Origin of the sequence: Alistipes muris, assembly GCF_943193205.1 — a bacterium.
GTDB lineage: Bacteria > Bacteroidota > Bacteroidia > Bacteroidales > Rikenellaceae > Alistipes > Alistipes muris.
Window position 1 is genome coordinate 1 of the sequence record NZ_CALPDD010000009.1, and the last position, 14,211, is coordinate 14,211.

Genomic DNA, 14,211 nt, shown 5'->3' on the forward strand with positions numbered 1-14,211 from the left:
CGGCCGCGGCCGCGGCCGTCACGGCTGTTTCGAGCAGGCTCTGCGAGCGTTTTTTCAGTTCGGGGTCGTCGCTCTGGTTGTCGATGACGTTCAGCGCGTAGAGACTGCGGTACTTCTGCTTGGTCAGCGCGATGCTCAGCCCCACCAGCTCGGCGATTTTTTCCTGGCGCGATACCGGGATCAGCACGTGTTCGCCCGTCGTGCGTTCGCCCGGCCCCTGCGCCCCTTTGATGGCGATGTTGTGGGCGCCGCGCTGCGAGGCGAAGGTCGAAATCGTGCAGGTCGCCAGTATCATCAGAATCGTGCCGTTGAGTACCGCTTCGTTCAGCAGGCGGATGGGTTCGCCCTCGGGCGTGCGGCCCAATACCACGTTGTAGCCCACCATCACTGCCGCCAGCGTCGCCGCCACATGGGCGCTGCTCAGTCCGAAGAGCAGCGTGCGCTGGTCGCGGCTCAGCCGGAAGGTCTTCTGCGTCAGGCAGGCCGCTATGTATTTGGCCGCCGTCACCATGACGATCATGACGATGCTCACTTCGATGCTCTCCCAGCTCTTGAAGAACGCGCGGTAGTCGATGAGCATCCCCACGCCTATCAGAAAGAACGGGATGAAGATGGCGTTGCCCACGAATTCGATGCGGTTCATCAGCGGCGAGGTCCCGGGAATGAGCCGGTTCATGGCCAGTCCCGCCAGGAAGGCGCCGATGATGGGTTCGAGCCCCGCCAGCTGGGCGAGGTAGGCTCCTAAGAATACCATGACCAGCACGAATACGTATTGCGAAACGTTGTCGCTGCACCGTTTGAAGAACCAGCGGCCGATGATCGGGAACAGCAGCAGAATCGCCGCCACGCACGCCACGACCGAAGCGCCGAAGCGGTACCAGAATCCCGTGTCGGCCTGGCCTGTCGCGAGCCCCACCACTACCGTCAGCACCATCAGCGCCAGGATGTCGGTGATGATCGTGCCGCCTACGGCAATAGTCACAGCCCGGTCCCGCGTGATGCCCAGCCGGCTCACGATGGGGTAGGCGATAAGCGTCTGCGACGCGAAAAGTCCCGCCAGCAGGATGGACGAGTAGAGCGAATACCCTAAAATATAATGGCCCGCCACGATGCCGAACAGCATGGGTACCGCGAAGGTGTAGAGCCCGAATACCGCGCTGCGCCAGCCGTTGCGCTTGAAGTCGTTCATGTCCATTTCCAGTCCCGAGAGGAACATGATGTACAGCAGGCCCGCCGTGCCCGACAGAATGATGCTGCTGTCGCGCAGCACGAGGTTGAACCCGTTGGGCCCGATGACGGCCCCGGCGATGATAAGCCCCAGCAGATAGGGGATTTTCAGCCGGTTGAGCAGCAGCGGCGCGCCCAGCACGATGGCCATGATGAGCATGAACTTGAGAATCGGGTCCTCGAGCGGCAGGGTAATCAGCGGTAGGATGGTTTGCGGTGTCATTCGGTATGGGCGGGCCGGGCGCCGTGGGCCGGCGCGTCCCGCGTTGTCGGAGACAAATATAGCGATAATTGCCGGAACCGCCGCGTCCGCGGGGCGGAAAAATGTGCCGGCGCGCTGCTTCGCCGGACCTTTCCGGCCGGATTTTTGGGTGGTCCGGTACGGGCCGCAGGGCGGATGCCGCAATTTTTTCGGGCTTCGCGGGGCGGTTTTTCCGAAAAAAATGTAACTTTGAATTTCCTAAACGGTTGAAATGAACGACGAAAAGGTAAGCAAACGCCTGCTGGCGCCCGTTCTGGCGGGTTTTTTCATCATGGGATTCTGCGACATCGTGGCTCCCATCAGCGGGCGCATCGCCGCCGGGTTTCCCGCGGCCCGGCAGGAGGCTGTGAGTTTTCTGCCGACGATGGTTTTTCTGTGGTTTCTGGTGCTCTCGGCGCCCGTCGCCGCATTGATGAACCGCATCGGGCGCAAGGCCACCGCTCTGTTGGGCTACGCCTTTACCTGCGTGGGGCTGCTGGTGCCGTTCTTCGCCGGGGAGGGCTGCGCGCTGGGCTGGTACTTCGCCGGATTCGGTTTGCTGGGCATCGGCAACACCATCGTGCAGGTGGCGGTCAACCCGTTGCTGGCGACCATCGTTCCCGGCGGGCGGATGACCAGTTATCTGACCGTCGGGCAGATTTTCCGCAACACTTCGCTGCTGTTGCTCGCTCCCATCGTCACCGCGCTTGTCGCCGCCACAGGGTCGTGGCGCTGGCTCCTGCCGATTTATGCCGTGCTGACCGTCGTGGGGGGCGTGTGGTTGCAGCTGACCGCCGTTCCCGAGCCGCAGAGCCGGACCCGCGCCGCCGGGCTGGCCGACTGCTTCCGTTTGTTGCGTAATCCGTCCGTGCTGCTCGCCACGCTGGGCGTCGCCTGCTTCATCGCGGCCGACGTCGGCATCGGGTTCCTCTCCGTGCGGCTTATCGACAACCCCTCGTCCATCCTCACCACCACCGGATTTTACGCCTGCCGCATTGTCGGCACGCTCGTCGGCGCGTGGGTGCTGCTGCGTTATTCCGACGTGAAATACCTGCGCTGGAACATGGCCGGGGCGCTGGCGTTGGTCGTCCTGTTGCTTTTCGTGCGCAACGAGACCGCGATTTATGCCGCCGTCGGCTTGCTGGGCTTCGCCATGGCCTGCGTCTTCGCCACTTTCTACGCCGTGGCCACCAAGGCCGAGCCCGACCATGCCAACGGAGTGGCCGGACTGATGATCATGGCCATTTCGGCCGGGGCCTTGTCGGGTCCCGTCTGCGGGGCCCTCGTCCGCGCGGCGGGCAATCCTCACATGGGGATGCTTTTCGTCGCCGCCTGCATCGCCTACATGCTTTGGGCGGCATTCAGACTGCGAATTAAAAATTAAGAATTAAGAATGAAAAATGCGATTCCAAGGCACAAGCCGAAGAATCCGTAAAATATCAGTTGCAAAGTTCATCGTTTATGTTACGCAGAATCTTCTTCACTCTTTTGTTCGCTTCGGCGGCCGTAGCCGCTTCGGCCCAGCCGCTCAAAGTGGAGTACGGGGCCGTGGCCGGTATCAACGTCCCCGACTACAAGACCAACATGGCGACCACCGACATCAAGAACAAGCTCGGTTGGCAGGTGGGTATCGTCACTTCGCTCAAATTCGGCTGGGTGTCGCTCGACCCGCAGATTTTCTACGTGCGGCAGGGGTTGCGCATCAAGCCCGAGGGGAGCGACGAAATCGACCTCAAGTCCAATTCGGTCGACATCCCCGTGCTGGTGGCGTTCCGGCCCATCCGTTTCCTGCGCATCTTCGCCGGTCCGGTCTTCACGGTGGTCAACAGCTGCAAGCAGAAGCAAGAGGGCGACCGGCTCGATTTCGGGCGCGTGCGTCCTACGCTCTCTTATTCGGCCGGGGTCGGGGCCACGCTTTTGAAGCACCTGACCATCGACCTGCGCTACAACGGCCAGTTCAAGGGCAAGAGCAACGTCGTTCTGCCCGACGGCAGCCAACTCGACAAGCTGCGCACCTACAACGTTGCGCTCAACGTCGGTTACCTCTTTTAGCCCATGACCGAGGTCGGCAGGGAAATTCCGGTCGAGGGGGTCGACCCCCGCGAACTCTACGGCCCGCAGAACGTCTATCTGGACCAGATAAAGGCGTTGCATCCGTCGTTGCGGATCGTCGCGCGCGGCTCCACGCTCAAGGTTCTCGGTTCCGACGCCGAGACGGCGCAGTTCCGCAAGCGGTTCGAGGGCTTCACGGCCTATTACCTCAAGTACGGGCACGTTTCGGCGCAGGTCGTCGACCAGTGTTTCGCCGGGTCGTCCCTCTCGCACGAGGGGCCCATCGACAAGGACGTCATCGTCTACGGCAACAACGGCAACATCGTCCGGGCCCGGACGGTCAACCAGCAGCGGCTGGTCGAGCTGTTCGGTCATAACGACCTGCTGTTCGCCGTGGGGCCTGCCGGGTCGGGCAAGACCTATACCGCCATCGCGTTGGCCGTGCGGGCGCTCAAGGAGCGGCAGGTGCGGCGCATCATTCTGACGCGTCCGGCCGTCGAGGCGGGCGAGAAGCTGGGTTTCCTGCCCGGCGACATGAAAGAGAAGCTCGACCCCTACCTTCAGCCGCTCTACGATGCTTTGAACGACATGATTCCGCCTGCGCGGCTTCAGAAACTCATGGAGGAGGGCGCTGTGCAGATCGCGCCGTTGGCCTACATGCGCGGCCGCACGCTCGACAATGCGTTCGTCATCCTCGACGAGGCGCAGAACACCACCTTATCGCAAATCAAGATGTTCCTTACCCGCATGGGGCGCAACGCGCGCTTCATCGTCACGGGCGACGTCACGCAGATCGACCTGCCGCACAAGACCGACAGCGGCCTGGTCCGGGCCATGGAGATTCTGCGTTCCGTCCGGGGAATCGGCATCGTCGAGTTCGATCGCCGCGACATCGTGCGTCACGAGCTCGTCAAGCAGATCGTCGAGGCGTTCGACCGCTCGGCGAAAAACGAAGAATGAATTGTAAAACCGATACCTTTATGGACAGAAACTTATCCGCGCTCCAACCCGCGCTCGTCTGGAAGCATTTCGCCGAAATCGTCCGCATCCCGCGCCCCTCGTCGCACGAGGAGCAAATCCGCCGTTATGTTCTCGATTTCGCCCGTTCGCTCGGGCTCGAATGCCGCGAGGACGAGGCCCACAACATCTATGTCCGCAAGCCCGCGTCGCCCGGCATGGAGAACCGCAAGGGGGTGATTTTGCAGGCCCACCTCGACATGGTGCCGCAGAAGAACAACGACAAGCAATTCGATTTCACGACCGATCCTATCGACGCCTATGTCGACGGCGGGTGGGTCACGGCCGACGGCACGACCCTGGGCGCCGACAACGGTATCGGGGCGGCGGCCATCATGGCTGTCCTTGAGGACGATACGCTCGTTCATGGGCCCCTCGAAGCGCTCTTCACCGCGACCGAGGAAACCGGCATGGACGGAGCTTTCGGGTTGAAAGCCGGGCTTTTGCAGGGCGACATCCTGCTGAACCTCGATTCCGAGACCGAGGGCGAGCTGTACGTCGGCTGTGCCGGCGGTCTGGACGCCAACATGACTTTCCGTTACGCCGAGGTTCCTGCGCCTGCGGGCGATTTCAAGGCGGCCCGGCTCTCGGTCAAGGGGCTCAAGGGCGGCCATTCGGGCATCCAGATTGTCGCCCAGCGCGCCAACGCCAACAAGTTGCTTTTCCGGTTGCTCAACGCCCAGGCTGAGAAGTTCGGAGTCGTGCTCGCGTCGGTCGACGGCGGCGGTCTGCGCAACGCCATCCCGCGCGAAGCCGAAGCCGTCGTGCTGATTCCTGCGGCTGGCCATAAGGCTTTTGCCGATGCGGTGGCCGCCTACGAAAAGACCGTCATCGCCGAGTTCGAGGGAATCGAGGATTCCATCGCGGTCCGGCTCGAAGCGTGCGAGGCGCCCGCCGGGGTCATTCCGGCCGATGCGGCGTCGAAGCTCGTCAAGGCCGTGGTCGGCTGTCCCGACGGCGTGGTGCGCATGTCGGTGGCCATGCCGGGGCTCGTGCAGACTTCGACCAACCTTGCGCGCGTGGTTTCCGACGGCAGGAGCATCCGATTGCAGTGCCTGCTCCGCAGCTCGGTCCGCAGCGAGAAGGAAGCGCTGGGCCAGGCCATCGCCGCCGTCTTTGCGCTCGCCGGGGCCGAAACCGAACTTACGGGCAGCTACGACGGCTGGAATCCCGACATGAAGTCGCCCATTCTCAAGGCGATGACCGCTTCCTACGAACAGCTCTACGGCCGCAAGCCTGCTGTTACGGCCATCCACGCCGGACTGGAGTGCGGCATCATCGGCAGCAACTATCCGGGGCTCGACATGATTTCGTTCGGCCCGACGATCTGCTATCCCCACTCGCCCGACGAGAAGGTGGAGATCGCTTCGGTCGGGAAGTTCTACGATTTTCTGGTGCGCACGCTGGCCAACATCCCTCAAAAGTAGCGTTCGGTGGAGAGCTCCGCGAACAAATGGTTCACCATCGTCAATCCCGTGGCCGGAGGGGGCCGCGGGCTCGACCATTTCCCGCAGATTTCCAAGCATCTGCGCGATGCGCACATCCTCTGCGAACCCGTCTTCACGGAACATAAGTTCCACGCCACGGAGCTCACCGTCACGGCCGTGCGCGAGGGTTACCGACGTATCATCGTCGTCGGGGGCGACGGCACGCTCCACGAGGTGGTCAACGGGCTCTTCATCCAGCAGGAGGTGCGGCCCGACAAGGTTCTTGTGGCCGTCATCGCCGTGGGCACGGGCAACGACTGGGTCCGCACGTTCGGCATTTCCAACCGTTACTACGACGCTGTGGAGGCCATCCGCGAGGAACATTCTTTTTTGCAGGACGTCGGCGTGGTCTCCTACGAGGAGGCGCAGTACCGCCAGTGCCGCTATATCGCCAACGTCGCCGGGGCCGGGTTCGACGCCCACGTCATCCGCAAGCTCACCCATCTGAAGAAAAAGGGCCACAAGAGCCATTGGCGCTATACGTGGCGGCTCGTGCGCTCTTATTTCGGCTACAAGTCCACGGGCGTCAAGGTGTGGGTCGACGACAAGCTGATTTACAACGACCTGCTTTTTTCGGTCGCCATCGGCATCTGCAAGTACAACGGCGGCGGCATGCAGCCCCTGCCCGAGGCGGTCGCCGACGACGGGATGCTCGACCTGTCGCTCATCCGGCCCATCCATTTCTGGCATATCCTGTTCCGTTTCCGCTATCTGTTCAACGGCGGCATCTACCGCATCCGCCACGTGCTCCAGGCGCGCGGCAGCCGCATCCGCATCGAATCATCGCCCGAAGTGTCGGTCGAGGTCGACGGCGAGTTGTTGGGCGAAACGCCCCTGGAGTTTTCGGTGCTTCACAAAGCTGTCCGCATCGTCGTCGGCGCCGATTTCTACAAGGCGCACGCCGGAAATCAATGAATAATGAATAGTTAATGATTTTTGCAGTATCCAACCAATTATTCACTATTCATTTTTCGGATTGCGGGTTGTTCGACGATGCCCGTACAGCAATACGGCGGGACCTCTCTTGGAGAAGTCCCGCCGTATTGTTTTCGGCTGCGGTCGTTCAGTCGACGGTCTCTATTACGTCCACTTCCGTTACCGTCCAGTTGAACAGGTCGTTGGCGCACTGGCTTTCGATGCGGCGGATACGCGAGGTGTCGGTCGTGTCGGCCAGCACGGCGTTGAAGAACTGCGTCATCGTCTGGTAGGTGCTGTTGACCTTGTAGGCGAAGCAGTTGTAGAACTGGCGCTGCTGTTCGTGGTCGAGCCCCGCAGGCAGTACGCCCTGCGCTACCAGGTAGGGGTAGGGATAGATATGGCGCATGTTGCGTGCGTCGGCGTTCAGTTCGTCGACGATGGCCGTCACGACCACCATGTCCACCGTGTCGTTGACGCCGGGCATCTGTACGAAGGTCGTGTATACGGGATAGTCGGCTTCCAGGTCGGTGGCCACACCGTCCGTGAAGACCACGTATTCGTCGTCCGTCAGGTCGTTCAGATAGGCCATCTGGCGGTAGTCGCGCAGGGCTTCGCGCATGGCCTTGCGTTCTTCGTGGTTCCATTGGCGGCGTTGCGAGCAGCCCATGAATCCCGCAGCCGCTACGGCCAGCAGGGATACGCTGAGGAGAATTTTTTTCATTGTTGCCTCGGTTTTTGGTTTTACTTTCCTGCCGTCAGCAATCCGTGTGCCAAAAAATGCTTATTTTTGCCGTATGGACGTTCTGACTTTCCGCGACTACTGCCTGTCGCTGCCCCTGACGGAGGAGAGCACTCCGTTCGACGAAACCACGCTGGTCTACAAGATCGGCGGCAAGATGTACGCCTGCGCCGACATGGTCGATTTCCGGGTCGTCGCCGTGAAGTGCGAGCCCGACGAGGCGCTGCGCCTGCGCGAGTTGTACGCCGAGGTCGGCCCGGCGCGTCATTTCAACAAGCAGCATTGGAACGGCCTGCGCACCGACGGCGACTTGCCCGATGCGTTCCTGCGCGAGCAGATACGCAATTCCTACCGGCTGGTCCTGCGGCAGAATGTCACGCCCAAGGCTTTGCGCGACGAGATTTCGGCTTACGTCGAGCAGCACGGACTGCCCGAATAACGATTTTCGCTCTACAAAACAGCGTCCCGTCCTCCGGAGGACGGGACGCTTCGTTCATTGGGCTGCCGCCTGCCGCCGCCAGCGCACGTAGCCCGCTACGGCCAGTGCCGAATAGAGGGCGTAAAGCCCGGCCGTGACGGGGATGCCCTTGTACAGATAGAGCCCGACGGTCACCGCATCGACCGCAAGCCATACGAGCCATTGTTCGGCCCATTTGCGCGACAGCATCCAGTAGGCTACGATGCAGAGCGCCGTGGTGAGGCTGTCCCAGAACGGCACCGTGCTGTTGGTGAAGCGTACCAGCAGCCAGTAGATCGCCGCATGCAGCCCCGCATAGGCGACTGCCAGCAGGGGCAGTTTCCGCAGCGGCGTGCGGCTGATGGCCAAGGCCGCCGATTTCTTGCGCGGTGCGTTGCGCCACACGGCCCAGCCGTAGAGCCCGGCCAGCACGTAGTATGCCTGCATCGAGCAGTCGGCGTAAAGCCCGGCCTTGTAGTAGAGCACGCCGTGCACCACGGGCATCACGAGCCCCACGATCCACAGCCGGATGTCGGCGCGGTATTCCAGCCACAGGTAGAGCAGCCCGAGCGCCGTCCCGGCGATTTGCAGCAGCAGTTTCCAGTCCATCGCTTAGAATCTGACGGTTACGTTGGCCAGTACGTGCAGCGGCGCCTGCGGGAAGTAGTAGGTCGCGTCGACCCGCCGGCCGTCCTCCATGTAGGAATAGCCGTAGCCGTTGCTTTCGTATTGTTGGTCGAAGAGGTTGTAGAGCATCACGCCGAAACGCACGCTTCGCATCTTGCCTGCGCGCAGGGTGTAGCCCAGATTCAGATTCGTGACGCAGTAGGCGTCCATCGAATGCACGTCGACTTGTTCGTTGGTGAAATATTGTTTGCTCACGTAGTTCGTGCGGAGCACGGCCTCGAATCCGCGCACATGGAAGTCCAGGAACGCCCCCGCAATCCAGTCGGGCGAGTAGGCCAGTCTCTTGGTCCCGAGGTCCTGCCCGTAGGTCGGGCTGCCGGCCATCCGGTCGATGTAGTGGCGGAGTTCGTTGCGGCTCCATGTGGCGTTGCCGCCCAGCGTCAGCCAGCGGGTCGCCTGCCAGGCGGCCGAGAGTTCCGCACCGTAGCGGTAGCTCTCCGGGATGTTGATGTTCAGCGCATCGCCGCCGTCGTTGACCATGCCCGTGGGTACCAGCTGGTCCTTGTAGTCCATATAGTAGAGGTTCGCCCCCACGGTCAGGCGCGGCGCACGGTAGGTGTAGCCCAGTTCGTAGTCGCAGAGCAGTTCCGACGAGGGGTAGCCGCCGTCGTCCGAGAACATGTAGCGGTCGGTGAAGTCGTTGCGCGTCGGTTCTTTTTGCGCCACGGCGAACGACGCGTAGAGCGTGTGGCGTCCGGCGAAACGGTAGCTCAGCCCCACGTGCGGGTTGACGAAGTGGTATTGCTTGTCGACGTCGATGGGCTGCATTTCAGAGGTGTTCCAGTCGTAGTTGTCGTTGGTGCCCCAAGCCTTGTAGCTCACATAGCGGTATTGCAGGTCGGCAAAAAGGTCCAGCCCCTCGGTCACCGTCCAGTTCGCACGGACAAAAAGATTGGCGTCGTGCTTGTCGACGTCGTTGTCGTACCAGCGGCCGCCGATTTCGGAGGGTTGCATGCCGTCGACCCAGTCGAGCGTGCCCCAGTGGGGACAGCTATAATAGCTGTACGAGCCGCCGAACGTCAGGGCCAGCCGCTGCGACGCGTAGTTGGCCGCCGCCTGCACGCCGCCCAGGTGGTTGCGCATGATTTTCCGGCGGATCAGGTCGGCCTGGTCCGGGCCTTCGAGGTTGTTGTAGCCTACGATCCATGCGTCGTCCTTGTATTGTTTGTAGAAGCCGTAGCCGTAGGTGTAGAAGCCCGTGGCGTTCATCGTCCACCTGTCGTTGAAGCGATGGCTGAACAGCAGCTGGTTGTTGATTTGCAGGTAGTTGTCGGTCTGGTCGGCATAGTAGTCCACATGTGTTCCGTCGGCCAGCACGAACGGCCCGTCGGAGGTGAGGTACTGGCCGCTGGTGTGGTAGCGGCGGCCGTAGAGGGCCATTTCTTCCTTGGTCGCGCCGTTGTAGGTCAGATAGGTTTTGGCCTTGCCGCCGAACGACACGAGCTTCAGCATCGTGCTGCCGCTGTAATATCCGGCCTGGAACATGTAGGACTTCAGGTCCGTCGAGCCGCGGTCGATGTAGCCGTCCGAGCCGATGTGGGTGAGCCGCGCGTCGAGCGCCCAATGGCCGCCCAGCAGACCCGAGGAGAGCTGCACCGCCTGTTTGTTGGTGTTGTAGGAGCCGTAGGAGAGCGCTGCCGTGCCGCCGAAGTCGGTCGAAAGCGCTTCGGTGGTCATGTTGACGGCGCCGCCGAACGCTCCGGTGCCGTTGGTCGAAATGCCCGCGCCGCGCTGAATCTGCATGTCGCCCACGGACGAAACGAGGTCGGGCGTGTCGTACCAGTACATCGAATGCGAATCGGGGTTGTTCAGCGACACGCCGTTGATGGTGACGCTGAGCCGCTGGGCGTCCGTGCCGCGCAGGCGCACCGACGTGCCGCCGATGCCGATGCCCGTTTCGTTGGTGGCGATCACCGAGGGCGAGAGGGCCAGCAGCGACGGGATGTCGAAGCCGAAATTGTTGCGGGCGATTTCGTCCTGCGTCAGCTGCGAATAGGCCACGGGGGTCGATTCGGTGGCCCGTGTGGCCGTCACTTCGATTTCCTGCAAGCGGTACATGCGCAGCGAATCTTCCGGCCGTGCCGTGTCGGTGGACCGTTCTTCGCGGATTTCGCCGCCCGGCAGTTGTCCGGAGCGGTCCGATGCGCCGTTCATGGCGTTTGCTGTGCCGCACAACGCAAGCACGGCGATGGGTAGTAGATACCTTTTCATGTTGAACCTTTTTAGAAAGTTAACGAACAGAAAAGGGGTATGCGGTGTTGATTACGCTTTGTCCCGGTCTCGGCATTACCCGTATCCGGTTCTATGGGTATAATCTCAGCCTGATAGTAAGGCACCCCTTTGGATTGTCGGGTGCAAAGGTAGAATTAAAAATCAAGAATTAAAAATCAAGAAGGATGTTTTCTTCCGAGCCGCCGCCCCGGTAATTCCGTTGCTAAAACGTTTTAGCAGTCAGTGAACGTTCGCTGCCGAAAAAAAACATTCCGGAGCCGCCGCCCCGGAATGTTTGTCAGTTGCAAGTATGCGGAGGAATCATTTCTTCCACAGCCGCGACATCTCCTCCAGCGTCTTGCCTTTGGTTTCGGGCACCCAGCGCCATACGAACAGCGCCGAGAGCAGCGACATCAGGGCATAGATGCAGTAGGTGCCGCCCACGCTCCACGCGCTCAGCGTCGGGAATGTCGCCGAAACGAGGAAGTTGGAGATCCATTGTGCCGCCACAGCGATGGCCACGGCCTGCGAGCGGATGGTGTTGGGGAAGATTTCGGCAATCAGCACCCAGCAGATCGGGCCCCACGACATCATGAACGACGCCGTGTAGATGATGATGAAGACCAGCGCCGCCGTGCCTATCGAGTCGGTGAACGAGAGCGCCGCCAGCGCGGCCATGCCTATCATCATGCCCGCCGAGCCGATGATAAGCAGCGGTTTGCGCCCCATCTTGTCGACCGTGAAGATGGCCACGACCGTGAAAATGATGTTCACGACGCCCATCACGACCGTCTGAATCATCGACGTGTCGCCCGACGCACCCATGTTCTCGAAGATGCGCGGTGCATAGTAGAGTACGACGTTGATGCCCACGGCCTGCTGGAAGAACGACAGCAGAATGCCGATTACGACCACCGCAACGCCATAGGCGAAGATGTGTTCGCGTTTTTCGTGGACCGTCGCCTTGATTTCGTCCAGAATCGAGCGGGCTTCGGCCGCGCCGTTGATATGGGCCAGAATCGAGTAGGCTTTTTCGTCACGGCCGCGGAGCGCCAGGAAGCGCGGGGTCTCGGGGATGAAAAGCACCAGCAGGCCGAACAGCCCGGCCGGGAACGCTTCGCTCACGAACATGCGGCGCCAGCCGATGGCGTCCATCGCCGTCTGGATGGCTTCGGCCGTCTCGCCCAGCGAGTTGCGGATGAGGTAGTTGACGAAGTAGACCACCAGCATGCCGAAGATGATGGCGAACTGGTTGCACGAAACGAGCGTGCCGCGGATTCGGGCGGGCGATATTTCGGCGATGTACATCGGGCAGACGGCCGAGGCCAGTCCGACGCCCACGCCGCCCAGGATGCGGTAGAAGTTGAAGACCACCAGCAGCGTTTTCGACGCTTCGCCGTAGGGCAGTATCCCGCTTTCGGGCCACCACGAGCCGAGAGCCGAAATGAAGAACAGAATCGCCGCTGTCAGCAGCGAGCGTTTGCGGCCGAAGCGCGAGGCCAGCAGGCCTGAAATCGCGCCGCCGATGACGCAGCCCAGCAGGGCGCTCGACGCCGTCAATCCGTGCCAGCCCGCGGTGTAGAGCTCGCCCAGACCGCTGAGGAAGAAGTTTTCGAGGGCTTTTTCGGCGCCCGACACCACGGCGGTGTCGTAGCCGAAGAGCAGTCCGCCGATGATCGCCACCAGTACGATGGAGAGCAGGTACGTGCGGCTGCCGTGTTCTGTGTTTGAAGTCATTGGTTTCGAGGTTGGTGTATGAAAATGCCGGCCGACGGCGGTGAGCCGTCGGCCGACACGGGATTCCGGTTTAGATGTACATGTTCAGGATGGCTTCGTAGAGTTCCTGCTTGCCGCTGTGCTGGGCGGGTTCGTGGGTGCGTGCGTATTCGGCCGCCTGTTCGAGCGTCAGTTTGCCCTCCTCGAACGCCTTGCCCTCGCCCTTGTCGTAGGAGGCGTAGCGTTCGGCGAGCATCTTTTCGTAGGGCGAGTTCTCCAGCAGGTCGGCTGCGATGAGCAGCGCCCGGGCCATCACGTCCATCGCGGCGATGTGGGCGATGAAGAGGTCTTCGGGGTCGGTCGAGTTGCGGCGCGTCTTGGCGTCGAAGTTCGTGCCGCCGCCTTGCAGACCGCCGCCGCGCACGATGACCATCATGGCCTGCACCATTTCGTAGAGGTCGATGGGGAACTGGTCGGTGTCCCAGCCGTTCTGGTAGTCGCCGCGGTTGGCGTCGATCGAGCCCAGCATGCCCGCGTCGACGGCGCATTGCAGTTCGTGCTCGAAGGTGTGGCCCGCCAGCGTCGCGTGGTTGACCTCGATGTTGACCTTGAAATCCTTGTCCAGGCCGTGGGCGCGCAAGAAGCCGATGACCGTCTCGGTGTCGACGTCGTATTGGTGCTTCATGGGCTCCATGGGTTTGGGTTCGATCAGGAAGTTGCCCTTGAAGCCTTTCGAGCGGGCATAGTCGCGGGCCATCGTCAGCATCCGGGCCATGTGTTCCTTTTCGCGCTTCATGTCGGTGTTGAGCAGCGACATGTAGCCCTCGCGGCCGCCCCAGAAGACGTAGTTTTCGCCGCCCAATTCGATGGTCGCGTCGATGGCGTTCTTGATTTGCAGCATCGCGCGGGCCGCCGTGTCGAAGTCGGGGTTGGTCGAAGCGCCGTTCATGTAGCGGGCGTTCGAGAAGACGTTGGCCGTGCCCCACAGCAGTTTGATGCCCGTCTCGGCCTGCTTTTGCTTGGCGTAGGCTACGATTTCGCGCAGGTTGGCCTCGTACTTCGCGGGGTCGGGGTCTTCGTCCACCAGGTCCACGTCATGGAAGCAGTAGTATTCGATGCCCATCTTCTGCATGAACTCGAATCCGGCGTCCATCTTGGCCTTGGCGCGTTCGATGGGGCAGGCCGCTTCGTTCCACGCGAACTGCTTCGTGCCGCCGCCGAACTGGTCGGCGCCTTCGGCGCAGAGGGTGTGCCACCACGCCATCGAGAAGCGCAGCCAGTCCTTCATCTTGCGTCCCTTGACCACGCGTTCGGGTTCATAGTAGCGGAATGCCATCGGGTTCTTCGAGGACGTGCCCTCGAAAGCGATTTTGCCCACGGTGGGGAAATACTGTTTTGCCATAGTCGTAAAAGTTTTTGTGTTGTTTTATTGCGTATTTGTCCTTGATTGTGAATTCTT

At 61.6% G+C, this 14,211-nt stretch carries 12 protein-coding genes; 6 read left to right on the plus strand and 6 right to left on the minus strand.

Translation table 11 applies throughout. The features are described from left to right. Positions 1-1,450: cation:proton antiporter (locus NFR47_RS06200; protein ID WP_251214704.1), on the minus strand; the 1,450-nt coding region annotated here is incomplete at its 3' end. A gap of 250 nt (positions 1,451-1,700) precedes the next feature. On the opposite strand from NFR47_RS06200, the gene NFR47_RS06205 reads away from it, so the two are divergent. From NFR47_RS06205 to NFR47_RS06225, 5 genes are all read left to right on the plus strand, one after another. Next, on the plus strand, positions 1,701-2,852 hold the full coding sequence (locus NFR47_RS06205) for an MFS transporter (RefSeq protein ID WP_251214705.1): 1,152 nt from the start codon (positions 1,701-1,703) through the stop codon (positions 2,850-2,852). 77 nt (positions 2,853-2,929) lie between these two features. Next, positions 2,930-3,520: an outer membrane beta-barrel protein gene (locus tag NFR47_RS06210; protein ID WP_251214706.1), complete on the plus strand. Its 591-nt coding sequence runs from the start codon at positions 2,930-2,932 to the stop codon at positions 3,518-3,520. Positions 3,521-3,523: 3 nt separating this feature from the next. Then, complete coding sequence (locus NFR47_RS06215) at positions 3,524-4,480, plus strand: PhoH family protein (protein WP_251214707.1); 957 nt, start codon at positions 3,524-3,526, stop codon at positions 4,478-4,480. A 20-nt stretch (positions 4,481-4,500) separates the two neighbouring features. Next, positions 4,501-5,964 (plus strand): aminoacyl-histidine dipeptidase, encoded by a 1,464-nt coding sequence (locus NFR47_RS06220; RefSeq protein WP_251214708.1) that lies wholly within the window; start codon positions 4,501-4,503, stop codon positions 5,962-5,964. Positions 5,965-5,970: 6 nt separating this feature from the next. After that, a complete protein-coding gene (locus tag NFR47_RS06225) occupies positions 5,971-6,939 on the plus strand; it encodes a diacylglycerol/lipid kinase family protein (protein ID WP_251214709.1) in 969 nt (322 codons plus the stop codon). Positions 6,940-7,087: 148 nt separating this feature from the next. On the opposite strand, the gene NFR47_RS06230 is transcribed toward NFR47_RS06225, so the two are convergent. Continuing rightward, complete coding sequence (locus tag NFR47_RS06230) at positions 7,088-7,663, minus strand: hypothetical protein (protein ID WP_251214710.1); 576 nt, start codon at positions 7,661-7,663, stop codon at positions 7,088-7,090. A 73-nt stretch (positions 7,664-7,736) separates the two neighbouring features. On the opposite strand from NFR47_RS06230, the gene NFR47_RS06235 reads away from it, so the two are divergent. Continuing rightward, on the plus strand, positions 7,737-8,120 hold the full coding sequence (locus NFR47_RS06235; protein ID WP_251214711.1) for an MmcQ/YjbR family DNA-binding protein: 384 nt from the start codon (positions 7,737-7,739) through the stop codon (positions 8,118-8,120). Positions 8,121-8,174: 54 nt separating this feature from the next. Here NFR47_RS06235 and pnuC read toward each other — a convergent pair whose 3' ends face one another. The 4 genes from pnuC to xylA all read right to left on the minus strand — a co-directional run bounded on the left by pnuC (position 8,175) and on the right by xylA (position 14,154). Then, a complete protein-coding gene (gene pnuC / locus NFR47_RS06240; RefSeq protein ID WP_251214712.1) occupies positions 8,175-8,747 on the minus strand; it encodes a nicotinamide riboside transporter PnuC in 573 nt (190 codons plus the stop codon). Positions 8,748-8,750: 3 nt separating this feature from the next. Beyond that, on the minus strand, positions 8,751-11,036 hold the full coding sequence (locus NFR47_RS06245) for a TonB-dependent receptor (protein WP_251214713.1): 2,286 nt from the start codon (positions 11,034-11,036) through the stop codon (positions 8,751-8,753). Positions 11,037-11,357: 321 nt separating this feature from the next. Further along, positions 11,358-12,773 (minus strand): D-xylose transporter XylE, encoded by a 1,416-nt coding sequence (xylE, locus tag NFR47_RS06250; protein ID WP_251214714.1) that lies wholly within the window; start codon positions 12,771-12,773, stop codon positions 11,358-11,360. A 70-nt stretch (positions 12,774-12,843) separates the two neighbouring features. Then, positions 12,844-14,154, minus strand: a complete 1,311-nt coding sequence (gene xylA, locus NFR47_RS06255; protein WP_251214715.1) for a xylose isomerase — start codon at positions 14,152-14,154, stop codon at positions 12,844-12,846. Positions 14,155-14,211: the final 57 nt, after the last annotated feature.

Coding starts and splice junctions, on each gene's coding strand:
- NFR47_RS06205 (WP_251214705.1), top strand. CDS start 1,701: ATGAACGACGAAAAGGTAAGCAAACGCCTGCTGGCGCCCGTTCTGGCG.
- NFR47_RS06210 (WP_251214706.1), top strand. CDS start 2,930: ATGTTACGCAGAATCTTCTTCACTCTTTTGTTCGCTTCGGCGGCCGTA.
- NFR47_RS06215 (WP_251214707.1), top strand. CDS start 3,524: ATGACCGAGGTCGGCAGGGAAATTCCGGTCGAGGGGGTCGACCCCCGC.
- NFR47_RS06220 (WP_251214708.1), top strand. CDS start 4,501: ATGGACAGAAACTTATCCGCGCTCCAACCCGCGCTCGTCTGGAAGCAT.
- NFR47_RS06230 (WP_251214710.1), bottom strand. CDS start 7,663: ATGAAAAAAATTCTCCTCAGCGTATCCCTGCTGGCCGTAGCGGCTGCG.
- NFR47_RS06235 (WP_251214711.1), top strand. CDS start 7,737: ATGGACGTTCTGACTTTCCGCGACTACTGCCTGTCGCTGCCCCTGACG.
- pnuC (WP_251214712.1), bottom strand. CDS start 8,747: ATGGACTGGAAACTGCTGCTGCAAATCGCCGGGACGGCGCTCGGGCTG.
- NFR47_RS06245 (WP_251214713.1), bottom strand. CDS start 11,036: ATGAAAAGGTATCTACTACCCATCGCCGTGCTTGCGTTGTGCGGCACA.
- xylE (WP_251214714.1), bottom strand. CDS start 12,773: ATGACTTCAAACACAGAACACGGCAGCCGCACGTACCTGCTCTCCATC.
- xylA (WP_251214715.1), bottom strand. CDS start 14,154: ATGGCAAAACAGTATTTCCCCACCGTGGGCAAAATCGCTTTCGAGGGC.